Here is a 12,531-nt window from a genome sequence, read left to right on the forward strand (position 1 = left end):
AACTGCTTTTCGGGCGCTTTCGCCCTTTTCGCTAGCCGCGGCGGAACATCGCGCTTCCGGCCCAGCCGAGCAGCAGCGACAGCGAGACGGCGGTGAGCCCGTAGGCGAACGACCAGCGCTCCGCCGCGGTGGCGACGAAACGCTCGAAGCCGAGCTTCTCGATCCGGACCTCGCGCACCGCACCTGCGATCACTCGCCCGTCCTGGATCAGGAAGGTCTCGGCCGTATAGTCGCCGACCGGGACGCGGGCCGGGATGCTGATCCGTGCGCGGTAGAGCACGCCCTCGCTGATCTTCACCCCGTCCGGATCCTCGAAGTAAAGCTGGTGCCGCCGCATAAGATCGATCAGCCCCGCCTCGAAGCGGCGCTGCACGTCGAGCGGCGCGCCTGTGCCCGGCGAGAGCTGGAGGTTGTTGAGTCCGAGCTCGTAGATCGCCGAGGTGCGCTCATCGACCAGCTTCGAGAGCGGCCGGGAAGAAGCGACGGCGTAGAAGGACGGCGCCGACCGGAAGCGCGCGCTTTCGACGTTCATCCAGATGCCGGCCACCTTCTGCTTCTCGCGGGCGACGAGCGGCTGGACGGGGCCCTTCAGCACAACGGCGATATCGGTCCCTTCGCGCGGGGCCCGGCCGCCCGGGTAGATGATCGCGCCGAACAGCAACAGCTCGGCCCCGGTGAACGAATAGCGTATCTCGATCCGGCTCTGCGAGACGTCGGGGACGAGCTTGGGCTCGGTGGCGCCGATCGCCAGCGGCGCGAGCAGCGCGACGAAAAGGGCGCGCGCGGCTCTCACAGCAATTGCACCGTATAGATTTCCTCCGGTCGCCAGCCGAGGCCGATCGCCATCCGGATCGCGACGACGAGGATGACGATTGCCAGGAACATGCGCAGCAACTCGGGTTTCACACGCTGTGCGAAGCGGGCGCCGACCTGCGCGCCGATCACCGATCCGGCGAGGAGCAGGGCGGCGAGCACGATATCGACCGATTTGGTCGTGGTCGCGTGGATCATCGTCGTCGCGGCCGTGACGAACAGGATCTGGAGCAGCGAGGTGCCGACCACCACCTGCGCCGACATGCCCAGGATGTAGATCATCGCCGGAACCATGATGAAGCCACCGCCGACGCCGAGAAGGACCGTCAGCATGCCGCCGATCATCCCGAGAATGAGCGGGGCCAGCGGCGAGATGTACAGGCCGGAGCGATAGAAGCGCCAGCGCAACGGCAGCATCGCAATCACCGGATTGTGGCGCCGCGCCGGCCGCGCCGCCGGCTTCTTGCGGAAGATCTCGAGCTCGGTTCCCGCCTCCTTGGCCATCAAGATGCCGATGCTGCCGAGCAGCACGACGTAGAGAATGGCGATCGCGGTATCGATCTGGCCGAGGTTCTGGAGCAGCCGGAAGATCGCGCCGCCGGCGGCGGCGCCCAACAGGCCGCCGGCGATGATCACGCCGCCCATCCGATAGTCGACACCCTTGCGGCGACGGTGCGCGAGCACTGCGGAGACGCTGGTGCCGGTGATCTGGGTGGTGGCCGAAGCGACCGCGACGGCCGGCGGAATGCCGTAGAAGATCAGGATCGGCGTGGTCAGGAACCCGCCGCCCACTCCGATCATGCCGCTCAGCAGCCCGACCACGCCACCGAGGGCGATGATCACCAATGCATTGACCGAAAGCCCGGCGACGGGAAGGTAGATGTCCACGCGGTCACGCTAATAGGGTGGCGCTCGAAAAAACATCCGCAAATCGGACATCGGGGCGACGAAAGGTGCGGATCAGGCGAGCGCCGCCTGCAGCCACTCCGGCATCAGCGCCGCGCCGAGGTCGTCGATCCTGCGATGCTCGACCGCAAGGCCGAGCTCGGGGTAGACGACGCGGGTGCGCTCGCCGGCGCTCTCGGCCGAAACCACCACCAGTCGCCGGTTGACTTTGGACCGATAGTTCATCCGAGCCGTATTCTCCTGGCCGACGTAGCAGCCCTTGGTGAAGCTCACGCCGTTGAGCTCGGCGGCGTTGCATTCGAGCCAGAGCGTCTTGTCGTATCCGAGCTCCGCCCGTCCCTCGGTGACCCCGAGACCGAGACGATGGGCGCGCCATGCCTCCGTCGGCGCCGCCGCGGGCGCCAGCCAGCGGTGGCCGAGCGCCGGCAGGCGCGGGTCCGGGCTGCCGTCGCGACGATCGATGCTCCAATGGACGGAAAGGGTCTCGTCGCGCGCGATCGCGATCCTGCGGCGCAGCCGGTAGAGGGTGAGGCGGCGCGCCAGTTCGTCGATCACCTCGCTCTCGCAGTCGATCAGCACGTCCTCGCCCTTCGCCCAGAGCAGGAAGTCGAACAGCGCCTTTCCCTGCGGGCTGAGCAAGCCCGCCCAAAGCGGGTGGCCGGGCGCGAGAAGGGCGGTGTCGTTGGTCACCAGGCCCTGGAGAAAGCCTCGCACGTCGTCGCCGGAGAGGCGGAGGAGGGCTCGGTCGGATAGGGTGGTCGCAGCCATTTGCCCCTGATAGGCACGCCCGCACCGAATCCCAAGCCCGTGCACGAGGCCGCCCGATGACCGCCCCAACCCGCCTGATCCTTCGCCGCCCCGATGATTGGCACGTTCACCTGCGGGACGGAGATATGCTGGAAGTGGTCGCCGGCTACAGTGCGCGCCAGTTCGCGCGGGCGATCGTCATGCCGAACCTGGTGCCGCCGGTCACCACGCCCGCCGCCGCCGCCTATCGCGAGCGGATCCTGGCTGCCCCGGGCAGCGCCGGCTTCACGCCGCTGATGACGCTCTACCTCACCGACGACGCCGATCCGAGGGCGGTGGCGGAGGGCCATGCCGCCGGCATCTTCACCGCCGCCAAGCTCTATCCCGCCAATGCGACGACCAACAGCGCCCACGGCGTCACCGATGTCCGCAACATCCATCCGGTCCTCGCGACGATGCAGCGCATCGGCATGCCTCTGCTGATCCACGGCGAGGTCACCGATCCCGCGGTCGACGTCTTCGACCGGGAGAAGATGTTCATCGATCGTGTCTTTGCCGGCCTGGTGCGCGATTTCCCCGAATTGAAGATGGTGTTCGAGCACATCACCACCGCCGAAGCCGCGGAGTTCGTGATGGCCGCGGGTCCGAACGTCGCGGCGACGGTGACGCCGCAGCATCTCCACATCAATCGAAACGCCCTGTTCGCAGGAGGCCTGCGCCCCCATGCCTATTGCTTGCCCGTCGCCAAGCGCGAGGAGCATCGTCTCGCCGTGAGGCGGGCCGCGACCTCCGGCTCGCCGAAATTCTTCCTCGGCACGGACAGCGCCCCTCACGCGATCGAGCGCAAGGAATCGGGCTGCGGCTGCGCCGGCATCTTCAACGCGCCGTTCGCCATCGAAAGCTATGCCAAAGCGTTCGAAGAAGAAGGCGCGATCGATCGGCTCGAAGCCTTCGCCTCCGAGAACGGCCCGCGCTTCTACGGCCTGCCGCTCAACGAGGAGTGGATCGCGCTGGAACGGGCCGCGGTCGATGTGCCCGAGAGAATCGAGGCGGCAGGAACCCATCTCGTCCCCTTCCACGCGGGCGAGACCCTCCCCTGGCGCTACGTCGGCGCGGCCTGACGCGCGGGGAGCCTTCTCGGCAACGGTGCGCGGGTCAGGGAAAGCTGAGTGCGTCCGCCGGGCGCAATAAAGTGGCTCGCGCGTGCATTCCCGCCAGCTTGGCGAGGCTGATTCTCCCAGGATGAACTGCCCATCCGGGCAGGCACAAAAAAGGCCCGGCGCGCTCTGCGAGCGGCCGGGCCCGTTTTTTTTGCCGGTCGGCTTACTGGAGCGGCTGGAGATTCACCGCGGCGGTCTTGCCGCGGCGATCGATTTCCAGCTCGAACTCGACCCGATCACCCTCATTGAGGCTGCTCATTCCGGCGCGCTCGACGGCCGAAATGTGCACGAAGGCGTCCGGCTGTCCGTCGTCGCGGCTGATGAAGCCAAAGCCCTTCATCGCGTTGAAGAACTTGACGGTTCCCTGGGCCTTTTCACCGGTCAGCTGACGCTGCGGTCCGCCTCCGAAGCCGCCGGCCGCGCCGGGCGCCCGCGGCTCGCGCGGTGCGCGCTCCTGGACCGGCATCGGCTCGCCCTCGATCTTGAGGTCGGTGGCCGAGATGCGGCCGCCCCGATCGACCAGGGTGAACTCGAGCGGCTGGCCGTCGGCGAGACCGGTGAGGCCGGCCTGCTCGACCGCGGAAATGTGCACGAAGACGTCCTCGCCGCCATCGTCACGGACGATGAAGCCGAAGCCCTTCTGGGCGTTGAAGAATTTGACGACGCCCTTGCCCTGGCCAACCACCTGGGGGGGCATTCCGCCGCCACGGCCGCCGCCGAAGCCGCCACCACCGCCGCCGAAGCCGCCACCGCCGCCGCGGAAACCGCCGCCGCCGCCACCGTAGCCGCCGCCACCGCCGCCGCCGAAGCCGCCGCGATCGCCATAGTTGCCGCCGCCGCCGCCGAAGCCGCCGCGTCCGCCGCCGCCGAAGCCGCCACGGTCATCGAAACCGCCGCCGCCGCCGCTGCCGTAGAAGTCGTCGCCGCCGAAACCGTCGCGCTTGTCTTTACCGCGCCCACCGCGCTCACCGCGGCGCCCTCTGTCAAAACCCATGCCGTCTAATACTTTCCAGCGCCCCAAATTCTCCACCAGAACCACCGCGCTGGGCTGCTCGCGCAAAGGTCTTTGGCGCCAATTTCGGCGCACCGTCGACTCTAATAACTCAAAATCGGGCTTCGGGCGAGCGGATTCGGCTGAGGCGTCCCTCTCGGTGTCGCGGCATGTCTCGGGGCTGGCCGCGCGCCTCCGGTTCGTGCAAACGGCGGAACCGCGCAACGACGAACGGGAACGAACATGGACGGGATTTCTGCTCTGATCGCCGATCCGGCCGCATGGGCCGCGCTCATCACCTTGGTGGTGATGGAGGTGGTGCTCGGAATCGACAATCTGATCTTTATTTCCATCCTTTCCAACAAGCTCCCGGAGGCGCAGCGGCAGAAGGCGCGGCGTATCGGCATCAGCCTTGCCCTGATCATGCGCCTCGGCCTGCTCTTCTCGATCGCCTGGATCGTCGGTCTGAAGGCGCCGGTGTTCGATCTCGGCATCAGCGGCGCTGTCGGCGCCCACGGCGAACCGTCGTTCGAGACTCAATTCTCCTGGCGCGATCTGATCCTCATCGCCGGCGGCCTGTTCCTGGTCTGGAAGGCGACCAAGGAGATCCACCACAATGTCGACCCGACGCCGACCGGCGACGTCTTCGACACCGCAAAGGGCACGCTCGGCTTCGGCGCCGCGATCGTCCAGATCCTCATGCTGGACATCGTCTTCTCGATCGATTCGATCCTTACCGCCGTCGGCATGACCGAGCATGTTGCGATCATGATGGTGGCGGTGGTCATCGCCGTGGGGGTAATGCTGGTCGCGGCCGATCCGCTCGCCAACTTCATCCACAAGAATCCGACGGTGGTGATGCTGGCGCTCGGCTTCCTGCTGATGATCGGCGCCGTGCTGATCGCGGACGGCTTCGGAGTTCATGTCCCCAAGGGCTATATCTATGCGGCGATGGCCTTCTCTGCCGGGGTGGAGATGCTCAACATCTTCGCCCGGCGCCGCAAGGCCAAAGCGGCGGGGGAAGCGGACACCACCGTCCCTTGAGCTGAGGCGCCGGTTGTCCGGGCGCCGGGCGTTGACGCACTAAGTCGGCGGCATGGCAGTTCATTTTCACGAAGAAGACCTTCCGGAGGGCGTCCTCGCTCCCGGTCCCGTGGCCGTCGACACCGAAGCGATGGGGCTCCACCCCGGCCGCGATCGGCTATGCGTCGTCCAAATTTCCGACGGCGGCGGCGACGAGCATCTCGTCCGCTTCGGCCCGAACAGCGATTATTCCGCCCCCAATCTGAAGGCGGTGCTGCGCGATCCGGAGCGGCTCAAGCTCTATCACTTTGCGCGCTTCGACCTTGCCATCATGGAAGCGTATCTCGGCGTCATGGCGGAGCCGGTCTATTGCACCAAGACCGCCTCGCGGCTCGTGCGCACCTATACCGATCGCCACGGCCTCAAGGAGCTGATCCGCGAGCTGCTCGCCATCGACATCTCGAAGCAGCAGCAATCGTCGGACTGGGGCGCGCCCGAGCTTTCGGACGCTCAGAAGGAATATGCGGCGTCGGACGTGCGTTTCCTGCACCAGCTGCGCGAGAAGCTCGACGAGCGGCTCGAGCGGGAAGGCCGCAGCGAGCTCGCCCGCGCATGCTTCGATTTTCTGCCCCACCGCGCCCGCCTGGACCTTGCAGGTTGGCCGGAAGTGGACATCTTTGCTCATATCTGAGTGGAGCATCGCACTGCGAAATGACTGAGGCAGCCGATCCGGAACGGCGGGTGAAGCGAAGCTGGGCGGCGCCCGGCGGGCTCCACGACGTCGTCGTGAAGCTGCTGAAGGTCCTGCTACCGGCCGGTGTCGGGGTGCTCCTTGCCTATCTCCTGCTCTCGCCGCTCAGCAAGAATCGCGAGATCAGCTTCCTTCTCGACAAGAACAAGGTCGACGTCGCCGGCGAGCGGCTGAAGGTTCAGTCGGCGCAATATCGCGGGCAGGACAATCAGGGCCGTCCGTTCACGATCAACGCGGACAAGGCGCTGCAGGCGACCTCGTCCGAGCCGGTCGTCGACATCGACGGAATGGCGGCCAGCATCCAGCTGGCGGACGGGCCGGCTCGGATCCAGGCGCCGAAGGGCCGCTACGACATGGACGCGCAGAAGGTCGATGTGCTCGGGCCGATTCTGATCACGGCGGCCGACGGCTACCGGCTGGAGACGAGCGACGTCCTCGTCGATCTCAACACCCATCGGCTGGGAAGCAGCAAGGGCGTCGAGGGGCAGATGCCGCTCGGTCGTTTCACTGCGCAGGAGATGACCGCCGATCTCCCGTCGCGCAAGGTCGTGCTTAGCGGAAGGGCGCGCTTGCATATCGAGCAGGGGGCGCTCAGATGACCCGCATGAAGACCTTCCTTCTCGCTTTTGGCGCCACGGCGGCGGCGATCGTCGCGCTTGCTCCGGCCATGAGCCAGACCTCGGCGTTAAAGGGCCACAACAGCAATGCCCCGGTGGACGTCGCTGCCGATCGCATCGAGGTGCAGGACCGCGCCGATCGCGCGATCTTTTCGGGTAACGTCGTCGTCAAGCAGGCCGAGCTGACGCTGAACGCGCCGCGGCTGACGGTCGCCTATTCCAATGCCGGCGGCATCGAGATCGATCGTATCGACGCGAGCGGCGGCGTCACCGTTCGCAGCCCCTCCGAGACGGCCACCGGCCAATATGCGATCTACGATATCGACAGCCGGCTGATCACGCTGATCGGCGGGGTCTCGCTGATCCGCGGCGACAGCCGGGTGAACGGCGGCCGCCTCGTCATCAATCTGCGCGACGGCACGGCAGTCATCGATGGCGGCGCGCCGGCGGGCGTGTCGCAGCATTCCGGACGCGTCACCGGCACTTTCACGGTTCCGCAGCGCAACGACTGAAGACCGGAGGCTCGGTGGGATCGGGCGGGGCCTGCACGGCGATCGCCTGAGGCGGGCGGGCAACGGCCCGGCGCTTTTCCGCGTCCCGCGACAGGCAGGAACGTGCTTGTCGGTTGAGGCCGCGGGCCGCTTCGCCTAAGTCTTTGAGCAGAAAAGTAGGACGCCATGAACGACGCCAGCCTGATCGAACGACCGGAAGGGTCCGCTTATGCGGCCGATCCGTCGCGCGGGCTCTCGGTCGTCTCCATCGCCAAGAGCTACGATCGCAAGGTCGTGCTGAAGGACGTCTCGCTCGGCGTCGATCGAGGTGAGGTCGTCGGCCTGCTCGGCCCCAACGGCGCCGGCAAGACGACCTGCTTCTACTCGGTAATGGGTCTCGTCCGGCCCGACAGCGGTCGCATCATCCTCGATGGAGAGGACATCACCGGTCTCCCGATGTATCGCCGCGCGATCCTGGGTCTCGGATATCTGCCGCAGGAGACGTCGATCTTCCGCGGCCTCACCGTCGCGCAGAACATCATGGCGGTGCTCGAGGTCGCCGAGCGTGACCGCAAGGCACGGCGCGAGCGGCTCGAGCAACTTCTCGAGGAGTTCCACATCGGGCACTTGCGCGACGCGCCGGCGATGGCGCTGTCCGGCGGCGAGCGGCGCCGCTGCGAGATCGCCCGCGCACTCGCAGCCAATCCGTCCATCATGCTGCTCGACGAGCCGTTCGCCGGCATCGATCCGATCTCGATCTCCGACATTCGCGATCTTGTGAAGGAGCTGAAGAAGCGCGACATCGGCGTGCTGATCACCGATCACAACGTCCGCGAGACGCTCGACATCGTCGATCGCGCCTGCATCATCTACGATGGTCAGGTGCTGTTCGCCGGCAGCCCGGAGGCGCTGGTCGCGGATCCCAACGTGCGGCGCCTCTATCTCGGCGAGAGCTTCGAGCTCTAGCCATGGCGCTCGGGCCGCGCCTCGATCTCAGGCAAAGCCAGTCGCTGGTGATGACTCCCCAGCTCCAGCAGGCCATCCGCCTGCTGGCGCTGTCGAACCTCGAGATCGAGAGCTTCATCGCCGAGGAACTCGAGAAGAATCCGCTGCTCGAGAGCGCGGGGGGCGATGACGACCGCACCGATCCCGCCGACACGGGCGAGGCGCCCGCGGTCGACCGGGACGAGCCCGAGACGGTCGACGAGCTGCTCGCCTCGGGCGGCGGCGAGGCGGCGCTCGACATCGATCTCGACAATGAGAACCTTCACCAGGACAGCGCCTCGGATCGCGGCGGACTCGACGGCGGCCTCGGCCTCGAGGGGATCGGCGGCGGATCGGGCGAGGCGGGCGAGGGGCCCGATTTCGACAGCTTCGCCAGCGAGGCGCCTTCGCTGCACGAGCACCTCCTTGCCCAGGCGGGTGAGCGACTGTCCGCCGGCGACCTGCTGATCGCGCAGGCGATCATCGAGCAGATCGAGGAGACGGGCTATTTCTTCGCTTCTCTGCTCGACATCGCGCACCGTCTCGGCGCGCCGCTGGGCGATGTCGAACGGGTGCTGGCCGTCGTCCAGGCGCTGGATCCGCCCGGGGTCGCCGCGCGCTCCCTCTCCGAATGCCTCGCGCTCCAGGCCAGGGACGCCGATCGCTACGATCCGGCCATGGCGCGGCTGATCGACAATCTCGATTATCTCGCCAAGGGCAATCTCGCAGCTCTCAGGCGCATCTGCGGTGTCGACGATGAGGATCTCGCGGACATGATCCGGGAGCTGCGCGCCTACGATCCCAAGCCCGGCTGCCGCTTCGGCCACGACCGGGTCGACGCGGTGGTTCCCGATGTCTTCGTGGCCCGTCGCGCCGGCGGTTGGGCCGTCGAGCTGAACGGCGCGACCCTGCCGCGGCTGCTGGTCAATCGCAGCTATTATGTCGAGCTTTCGGGCGAGGCGCAGGATCGCCAGTCGAAGGCGTGGCTGTCTGAATGCCTGGCCAGCGCCAATTGGCTGACCAAGGCGCTCGATCAGCGCGCCCGCACGATCGTCAAGGTGTCGAGCGAGATCGTGAAGCAACAGGACGGCTTCTTCCGCAACGGCGTCTCTCACCTCCGGCCGCTGACGCTGAAGACGGTGGCCGAGGCAATCGGCATGCACGAATCGACGGTGAGCCGCGTCACCTCGAACAAATACCTCTCCTGCGATCGCGGCCTGTTCGAGCTCAAATATTTCTTCACCAGCGGCATCCAGAGCGCCGACGGCGGCGACGCGGTCTCGGCCGAGGCGGTGAAGAGCCAGCTGAAGGCGCTGATCACCGCGGAGAGGGCGGACGCGATTCTGTCCGACGATCAACTGGTCGATCTGCTGCGCGCCAAGGGCTTCGACATCGCCCGCCGCACCGTCGCCAAATATCGCGAGGCAATGGGCATCGGATCCTCGGTCCAGCGCCGCCGGCAGAAGGCGCTTGGCGCCGAGCGCCCGCGCGAGGCGAGCGGGTGGCGCTGAGCCGCTGACGGTCTTGCCCCGGCGTGCGATTGCGTCGCCGCCGCCGCCGCTATATCGCGCCCGCACTCTCACTGCAGGTACACGCGCGTATGACAGCCCAGCCCAGGATCCTCGTACTCGCCGGGCGCCGCTCGTCCACGCTCGACCCGCTCGCCGCGAAGCTGGGGGTCAGCCACAAATGCCTGGTGCCGGTGCGCGGCGAGGCGATGGTCGGCCGGGTGCTGCGCATCGCCGACGAAGCGTTCCCGGAGGCGCCGCTGTTCGTCTCCGTCGAGGATTTCGCCGTTATCGCGGATGAGCCGACGGTCAAGCGGCTGCACGCCGCCGGGCGGCTCACCCCGGTCGAGGCCCAGCACCACATCGTCGACAGCGTCGTCGCGGCGAGCGAGACCACCGGCTTCCCGCTGCTGATCACCACCGCCGACAATGTGCTGATGACGGCCGAAGGGCTGCATGCGATCGTCGCGGAGGGCGTCAGGGGCGATGCCGATGCGATCGTCATGCTGGCCGAGCGGGAAGACATCATGGCCGCGCATCCCGATGGCCAGCGCCGCTTCTACAAATTCCGCGGCGGCGGCTATTCCAACTGCAACCTGTTCTGGCTCCGCAGTGATCGGGCGCTGAAGGCGACCGAGAGCTTCCGCTACGGCGGCCAGTTCGCCAAGCGTAAGAAAGATGCGGTGCGGGCGCTCGGTCTCACCACGCTCTTCCTCTACCTCTCCGGTCTGGTGACGATCGAAGGCATGTTCCGACACTTCTCGCGCCGCTTCCGGGTCAGGCTGAAGCCCCTCGTGATGCGTGATGGCCGCCTCGCCATCGACGTCGACAACGAGCGCACCTACCGTGTCGCCGAGGAAATTCTGGCGCGGGACGCCGCATAGCCTGCTCGGCCCGCCCGCGCGCGAGCAACGAACCCGCCGCCCGCCGGTTGTCGCACTCCGCACCTGATGGAGACGGATCATGACCGACGACAAGAAGAAGGGCGATTTCGACCAGTGGCAGAAAGAAGACAAGGGCGGCGATCAGAAGCAGCGCGACAACCGCAACGAGGACAGCCGCACCGGCAATCAGAACTCCGGCCACGGCGGCCATCGCTGATCGGGCGCGCACCCGGAAATGCATAGCGGCTCCGGCGAGGGGACATCCGCCGGAGCCGCAGTCTCCCGCTCACTGCGGGAAGCTTGTTCGGGGGTGATGGGCCGGGCGAAGTGCCCGGCCCGACCCCCCCGGGGTCAGAAGTTAACGCCGACGCCGAGCAGCACCTGGTGGCGCGTCACGTCGTTCTCGTAATTCGAGTAGCGATACTCGACCTTGCCGTAGACCTTCTCGCCGATCGCGTGCTGATAGCCGGCGCCGAGGCGGAAGCCGTCGAGGTTCTCGCCGTCGCTGGTCGTGACTCCGGCCGGCGTCGTATAGGCGAAGCGGAAGCGGGCGTTGGTGTATCCGGCCAGAGCGTAGAGCGTGCCCTTGTCGCTGACCTTGTAGCCGAGGCGCACCGCCGCCGCGAGGTCGCGGCCGGCGTCGAGGCAGGCGCGGTCATTGGCGACCACGACGCTGGTCTCGCACTCTTCCATCGTGTTCAGATCGGCGCTGAGGTCGAGACCGACGGTCATCTTCTCGCCGACCGGCAAGTCGTAGCCGAGGCCGATACCGTAGGTGATGCCGCTCTCGCCGTCACCGTCGGCGGAGGCGTGATCCCAGCCGCCGTGGACCTCGGCGCGGAACCCTTCCGCGGCCGCCGGAGTGGCGACAAGGACGGCGCTGCCCGCCAGCATAATGAAAACGTACTTCTTCACGTGAGTGCTCCCTTTCGATCGCCGCCCCTGCGACGGCGCCTTCTTGTTTGTCGTTGACGATGTTGGTGATGCAGGGCCGGCTTCCCCTGGGGTCCGGCCATCCTCAGCTTCAGCTGGCGGCAACGCTCATCACCGTGAGCGTGCCGCTGAGAACGCTGGCGCTGCAGCCGAGAGCGACCGCGGCAACCAGGAGATAGCGAAGCGTCGCCTTCTCAATGTAATACATGAATAGTCTCCTTCGTGGCGCAACCTCGCGGCTGACCCGGTGCTTTTCGCCGCCGGCTGTTTCAGGCGGATGCCACGCAAGAGCCTTTTTTGTTTCGATTGTTACACTTGGATGCTGCTCCTCCGAGCCGGCCATGCTATAGGCCGCGCCAAGGAGCTTCTTGGGGGAGAAGTCGGTTGCCTCGCGACGTTGCGATACCCTGTGCGCTGGAGACGGTGATCGAATCGTCGCTCAACGCGATTCTGATGATCGATGCGCGCGGGCTGATCCTCGAGTTCAATCCGGCTGCCGAGGCTGCCTTCGGCTACGCGCGCGAGGACATGATCGGCCGCTCGATTGAAAGCTTCATCGTGCCCGATCCGGCTCGCGAGGCCGAGCGGCAGCGGCTGCTGCGCTTCATCCAGGGAGAACGGAGCACCCCGGGCGCCATCCGCGTCGAGGTGGAGGGCATCGCGCGCGGCGGCGCGGTGGTTCCGCTGGAGGTGACGATCACCGGCCTCGAGATCGAGGGCGCG

Annotated in this window: 15 protein-coding genes; 10 read left to right on the forward strand and 5 right to left on the reverse strand. The window is 67.0% G+C overall.

The genetic code is table 11. The features are described 5' to 3' along the window. Positions 1–31 precede the first annotated feature (31 nt). From E2493_RS07645 to ygfZ, 3 genes are all read right to left on the reverse strand, one after another. Complete coding sequence (locus E2493_RS07645; protein WP_135085356.1) at positions 32–793, reverse strand: TIGR02186 family protein; 762 nt, start codon at positions 791–793, stop codon at positions 32–34. Continuing rightward, positions 790–1,701 carry a sulfite exporter TauE/SafE family protein gene (locus E2493_RS07650; RefSeq protein ID WP_135085358.1) on the reverse strand — a complete coding sequence of 304 codons (912 nt, stop codon included), beginning with the start codon at positions 1,699–1,701 and terminating at the stop codon, positions 790–792. Before E2493_RS07650 ends, E2493_RS07645 begins: the two co-directional genes overlap by 4 nt. A 72-nt stretch (positions 1,702–1,773) precedes the next feature. Beyond that, positions 1,774–2,487 carry a CAF17-like 4Fe-4S cluster assembly/insertion protein YgfZ gene (gene ygfZ, locus E2493_RS07655; RefSeq protein WP_135085360.1) on the reverse strand — a complete coding sequence of 238 codons (714 nt, stop codon included), beginning with the start codon at positions 2,485–2,487 and terminating at the stop codon, positions 1,774–1,776. A 56-nt stretch (positions 2,488–2,543) separates the two neighbouring features. Here ygfZ and pyrC point away from each other — a divergent pair, with 56 nt between their 5' ends. Next, positions 2,544–3,587: a dihydroorotase gene (gene pyrC / locus E2493_RS07660; protein ID WP_135085362.1), complete on the forward strand. Its 1,044-nt coding sequence runs from the start codon at positions 2,544–2,546 to the stop codon at positions 3,585–3,587. 202 nt (positions 3,588–3,789) lie between these two features. Here pyrC and E2493_RS22175 read toward each other — a convergent pair whose 3' ends face one another. Further along, entirely contained in the window at positions 3,790–4,620 is an 831-nt protein-coding gene (locus E2493_RS22175) for a cold-shock protein (protein WP_135085408.1), read from the reverse strand. Positions 4,621–4,860: 240 nt separating this feature from the next. Here E2493_RS22175 and E2493_RS07670 point away from each other — a divergent pair, with 240 nt between their 5' ends. The 8 genes from E2493_RS07670 to E2493_RS21150 all read left to right on the forward strand — a co-directional run bounded on the left by E2493_RS07670 (position 4,861) and on the right by E2493_RS21150 (position 11,092). Next, entirely contained in the window at positions 4,861–5,661 is an 801-nt protein-coding gene (locus E2493_RS07670; RefSeq protein WP_135085364.1) for a TerC family protein, read from the forward strand. A 52-nt stretch (positions 5,662–5,713) separates the two neighbouring features. Beyond that, positions 5,714–6,331 (forward strand): ribonuclease D, encoded by a 618-nt coding sequence (locus tag E2493_RS07675; RefSeq protein WP_135085366.1) that lies wholly within the window; start codon positions 5,714–5,716, stop codon positions 6,329–6,331. A gap of 20 nt (positions 6,332–6,351) precedes the next feature. Then, positions 6,352–6,990, forward strand: a complete 639-nt coding sequence (gene lptC, locus E2493_RS07680) for an LPS export ABC transporter periplasmic protein LptC (RefSeq protein WP_135085368.1) — start codon at positions 6,352–6,354, stop codon at positions 6,988–6,990. Positions 6,991–6,995: 5 nt separating this feature from the next. Then, the gene (locus E2493_RS07685) at positions 6,996–7,520 is read left to right on the forward strand and encodes an LptA/OstA family protein (RefSeq protein ID WP_135085370.1); all 525 of its coding nucleotides are present in this window, start codon (positions 6,996–6,998) and stop codon (positions 7,518–7,520) included. Positions 7,521–7,685: 165 nt separating this feature from the next. Then, positions 7,686–8,465, forward strand: coding sequence for an LPS export ABC transporter ATP-binding protein (gene lptB, locus E2493_RS07690; protein ID WP_135085373.1), 780 nt, complete (start codon positions 7,686–7,688; stop codon positions 8,463–8,465). A gap of 2 nt (positions 8,466–8,467) precedes the next feature. After that, positions 8,468–9,994: an RNA polymerase factor sigma-54 gene (rpoN, locus tag E2493_RS07695; RefSeq protein ID WP_135085375.1), complete on the forward strand. Its 1,527-nt coding sequence runs from the start codon at positions 8,468–8,470 to the stop codon at positions 9,992–9,994. A gap of 89 nt (positions 9,995–10,083) precedes the next feature. Beyond that, positions 10,084–10,875 carry an NTP transferase domain-containing protein gene (locus tag E2493_RS07700; protein WP_135085377.1) on the forward strand — a complete coding sequence of 264 codons (792 nt, stop codon included), beginning with the start codon at positions 10,084–10,086 and terminating at the stop codon, positions 10,873–10,875. A gap of 79 nt (positions 10,876–10,954) precedes the next feature. Then, positions 10,955–11,092, forward strand: coding sequence for a hypothetical protein (locus E2493_RS21150; RefSeq protein ID WP_167737440.1), 138 nt, complete (start codon positions 10,955–10,957; stop codon positions 11,090–11,092). Between the two features lie 134 nt (positions 11,093–11,226). On the opposite strand, the gene E2493_RS07705 is transcribed toward E2493_RS21150, so the two are convergent. Next, positions 11,227–11,790 (reverse strand): outer membrane protein, encoded by a 564-nt coding sequence (locus E2493_RS07705; protein ID WP_135085379.1) that lies wholly within the window; start codon positions 11,788–11,790, stop codon positions 11,227–11,229. A gap of 402 nt (positions 11,791–12,192) precedes the next feature. Here E2493_RS07705 and E2493_RS07710 point away from each other — a divergent pair. Next, the coding region (locus E2493_RS07710; RefSeq protein ID WP_135085381.1) for a PAS domain S-box protein at positions 12,193–12,531 on the forward strand (339 nt) is incomplete at its 3' end.

The sequence above is a fragment of the Sphingomonas parva (ex Maeng et al. 2020) genome (genome assembly GCF_004564275.1).
GTDB classification, from domain to species: Bacteria; Pseudomonadota; Alphaproteobacteria; order Sphingomonadales; family Sphingomonadaceae; genus Allosphingosinicella; species Allosphingosinicella parva.